2 protein-coding genes, 2 tRNA genes and 1 rRNA gene are annotated in these 3,593 nt (G+C 40.7%); 1 reads left to right on the top strand and 4 read right to left on the bottom strand.

Annotated elements, in window-relative coordinates:
* On the top strand, positions 1-167 hold a 167-nt coding region (locus E7413_08030), incomplete at its 5' end, for a MerR family transcriptional regulator (protein ID MBE7019800.1).
* 111 nt (positions 168-278) lie between these two features.
* On the opposite strand, the gene E7413_08025 is transcribed toward E7413_08030, so the two are convergent.
* The 4 genes from E7413_08025 to rrf form a co-directional block, all read right to left on the bottom strand.
* Positions 279-2,444, bottom strand: a complete 2,166-nt coding sequence (locus E7413_08025; protein MBE7019799.1) for an alpha-galactosidase — start codon at positions 2,442-2,444, stop codon at positions 279-281.
* A gap of 724 nt (positions 2,445-3,168) precedes the next feature.
* Positions 3,169-3,243 (bottom strand) — tRNA-Glu (locus E7413_08020).
* A gap of 37 nt (positions 3,244-3,280) precedes the next feature.
* Positions 3,281-3,356, bottom strand: a tRNA-Asn gene (locus E7413_08015).
* A gap of 4 nt (positions 3,357-3,360) precedes the next feature.
* Positions 3,361-3,475, bottom strand: a 5S ribosomal RNA gene (rrf, locus tag E7413_08010).
* Between the last annotated feature and the right edge of the window lie 118 nt (positions 3,476-3,593).

Below are 3,593 nucleotides of genomic sequence, written 5' to 3'. Positions count from 1 at the left end.
TGCAAGACCATATTACTCAAAATTACTATCTCTGTACAGACGAGATTTTAGCAGGTCTCGGTCAAATGTATACCCAAGATGAACGCTTCAAAAATAACATCGATAAGAATGCAGATGGTACGGCGGTATTTGTCTGTGGGGCAATTGAATTCTATTGTTACAAGTAAAATTCAGTTTGTCAAATCAAATAGGAGCAAGGTTGAAATATGCCTTGCTCCTTTTCTTTGCATTATTCACACAAATGAATAAAAATGTCAATTATGCATACCAATACTTATCTAATACAGAGACTTTTTATAAATAATCAGCTCACTGCTTAAAGCGGTATCCAAATTTACTTTAATGCCGCAATTTACCAACTCAAATGCAGATACGATTGTCTTGGCACCGGAATTATCCATAGTGATTTCATAGTTTGCACCAAGATCTAAACCTCTGGGATACACCGTCACAAACTCATCCTTTAAGTCATAAAGACCAAACACACCAATGATACCACATTCTGCATTTTTAGCAGAACGTTCCAGAACGGTCACTCCCTTGGGATGCAATCCGCCGCATTCGGGTGTGTGATGGAAAATCAAGCCATCCTTTGCATAGGGGCGCACCACCTCTTTATAAAGGTTGAAGGTATGCTTGATAAAGGCAATCTGATTGGGGTTATATTGGCTTCCCATACAGTTGAAGGTATTTACAGACGGTTTTCCAAAAATTGTTCTTCTTGCCTGAAAATCAAGGGAACCGATAATATGACTGTTCATACCGCCGGTAAGGCCATCCACCTTTTCGGGCGGAAGCACCATGGTCATACCGTTGGTAATAGCAATGCTTCTTGGTGCTTTCTGCCAATCGGTCACCCAGGTGTGTGTAAAGTTACGCACAAAATCAAGAGTGGTTCTGCTACCGCCGGAAGCACAGTTTTCAAACACAACATTGGGATATTTTTTTCGTAATCTGCGATACATATCACAGGTATTTTTATAATACTCGTGCACACCGCTTCGCACTACACCGCTCTTTTCGTCCTGAATATACCATTCACGGGCTTCCACGTTGAAATCCAGTCTGAAAAGCTCCAGGTGATATTCTTCAATGATTCTTGAAATTTCAGATTCTACCCACTGTACCGCTTCAGGGTTTGCCATATTTACAATACGGCTGGGATTACCGTCAAAGGTAACCCCTCTCCACTCGGGATGTTCTTTTAAAATTTCTGCTTTGGAACCAAAAGATTCCGGTTCCATCCATAACCCGAAAAGTAAGCCCTTGGAATGTGCATACTCCCGGATTTCACCGAAATCTTTGCCATATTTTGCTTCGTCGGCATACCAGTTTCCGGTACCGTCACTCCAGCCGGCAATTTCTTCACCTTCCGGTAGATACCAACCTGCGTCCAACACAAAGGTTTCTGCCCCAACCATAGCTGCAGTGTCAATAAAATGCTTTGCTGCTTCAAAGGTCATTGCTCTTTCAGGTCCAACGCCGCTGTTAACCAACCCGGATGCAGCCATTTCCTGCTCCGGCAAGGTAAACACACTTCTTCTGGTATGTGCGTGCATCATATTAACAGCATCATCAAAAGAACCGCTGGTTGCAGTGATATGAACCTCAGGACTCACATAGGTTTCTCCCGGATTTAAAACGTCAATAGGATGTTCAGAATCAATTTCAATGTGAAACTCCAGATATGCCACCCCGGCATTGTGTTTTAAATCAAAGGTGATTTCATAACCGCCCGTCCAGGCAAGCTGACAAAAATATAAGGTTCCGTAGGCATTGTTTTTTAGCATAAAAGCAGGATGACGGAAGCGTTCATTCTGAAATTTTCCGCAAAAGCCGTATCGTGCCACAGGAAGCTTATGCCAGCCAAACAATCCTTCTTCTCCCCAGTTACTGCTTTCAAAATATCCCACAGAATATAAATCGGAAAGGTCTTTGGATTGCAACACCTCGTGAATTGCTCCAACATAGTCCACAGCACCTCTCATAGGTGAAACTCTGCTGATATTGATTGCTTTATCGGTATGATTGGTAAGGGTGATATATCGGGTCATCACCGAAGTGCCGTCCAAAATGGTATGTACACAAGAACCAACATCCAGCAAAGTATTTTTTAAGAAAACAATCCCGTGCAGCACTTCTGTCCCATTTTCCAAAACTTCGGTATTGGATTCAAATTTTTCAAATTTCCAGTGATGTGTCAAGGTTCTTCCGTCTACTTCAATGTCAAATGCCTGCGGTGAAAAATAACAGTTGGGATTCAATCTGGTATTCATCCCGTCCTGAACATTCAGCGTAAACCCTGCAGTATTCCATCCGGCAGAACGATAGATGCCACCATCTGCCACCTCTTCATAAACCGTGTTCCCAAAACGATAGGAAAACACCTTTTCTTCACCGTCGGTGAAGTGATGAATATCTTTAAAGTCAGCTACCTTCAGCATAAAAACTCTTCCTTTCGCCTTCGCTGTGAATGTATCGGTACTTTTTTATATTATCAGTATAAATTATATCATAATATAAGGAAAATGCAAATAATTGTTTTATTTTTGTGTGAATTTATTTTCTATACAATGTAAAACTTACAAAATCAGACACGTCCCTATTTGTACTTACTAAATGAAGCCCTCTTTTTTTCCAGTACTCTCTGTCTATGTAATTCAGGAGCTATTAGTGCCATTTTTTTCTTCCGGTAAATTCAGAATTTTCTTAATTTCCTCCGCAATAATTTCTTTAGAATCAACTGTCTTCACAAGATCGAAAAACGTATACAAATTTTCCTTTAAAAAAATTTTAGCCGATAGATGCAATGTATCATCAGTTTGAAATATTTGATAGCGTCTTTCTAGCTTTCCTTCTTTCATTAGAGACAGAATAAAAAGGAATGTGCCTATTTTTACACATTTCTATCCCCTGCTTGTAATTTTATTCAATCAAACTATATCATATTAAAAATATATTGTCAATGAAATATATACAAACAAGCCCCCCGATTTCAATTCAAAAAATAAAAAAAGCTTTGCGAAAGGCAAAGTTTTTTTGTAATACTTATTCCTTATTCATTATTCCCTATTCCTTTCCAAAAATCCGGGAGAAATACGGTTTAGTGAAGAGTGAAGAAAGAATAGAGAAAAAGTAAAAATCCCCATTCTTTCGAATGAGGATTTTTGGTGACCCGTGAGAGAATCGAACTCTCGTTACCGCCGTGAAAGGGCGGTGTCTTAACCGCTTGACCAACGGGCCAAAATATGGTCCCGATACGGATTTCTCCGTATCGGGATGGCGCCTTAAGATGGACTCGAACCAACGACCCTGCGGTTAACAGCCGCATGCTCTACCGACTGAGCTATTAAGGCATAAAACCGGCAACTATCTATCTTCCCGGGCAGTCTCCCGCCAAGTATTTTCGATGCATGAGAGCTTAACTTCCGTGTTCGGGATGGGAACGGGTGGGGCCTCTCCGCTGGTCACCGGTATGGTTGAAAGTATCTTGTACCTTCAAAACCGAATAATACGAACTTTGCTTATGACAGATTCTGTAACTTTGTTTCCTTGTATCACTTATGCATATCTTCTATGCTCTGGTCAAGTCC

The organism is Oscillospiraceae bacterium, assembly GCA_015068645.1.
GTDB lineage: Bacteria > Bacillota > Clostridia > UMGS1840 > UMGS1840 > SIG452.
The sequence above is the reverse complement of the archived record's forward strand: the minus strand, read 5'-3'. Positions and strand labels throughout refer to the sequence as shown.